The following is a 424-nucleotide window of genomic DNA, read 5'->3' on the forward strand; positions in this document are numbered from 1 at the left end:
CATCTATTCCTTCCGCACGCCCGACCACAAATGGGACCCGCGCAACCAGCGGCCCGAATTGTGGAATGTCTATAACGGCATGATCCGTCGCGGCGAAAGCGTGCGCGCCTTCCCGCTGTCCAACTGGACGGAAGTCGACATCTGGCGTTACATTCAGGCGGAAAACATTGAGCTGGTGCCGCTTTATTTTGCCGCGAAGCGACCCTATGTCGAACGGGACGGCATGTTGATCATGGCCGAGGACGAAAGGCTCAAGCTTCTACCCGGCGAGGTGAAGCAGGAAGGCATGATCCGCTTCCGCACACTCGGCTGTTTCCCGCTGACTGGCGCGATCCGCTCCGAGGCCACCACGCTGGACGAGGTGATTGCCGAACTTGAAATCGCAACCGTCTCCGAACGTCAGGGTCGCGCCATCGACCAGGAC

1 protein-coding gene is annotated in these 424 nt (G+C 59.9%); it reads left to right on the plus strand.

The genetic code is table 11. The features are described 5' to 3' along the window. The coding region (gene cysD, locus JWJ90_RS22955) for a sulfate adenylyltransferase subunit CysD (RefSeq protein WP_205229525.1) at window positions 1-424 on the plus strand (424 nt) is incomplete at both ends.

It is taken from the genome of Desulfobulbus rhabdoformis, assembly GCF_016919065.1.
GTDB lineage: Bacteria > Desulfobacterota > Desulfobulbia > Desulfobulbales > Desulfobulbaceae > Desulfobulbus > Desulfobulbus rhabdoformis.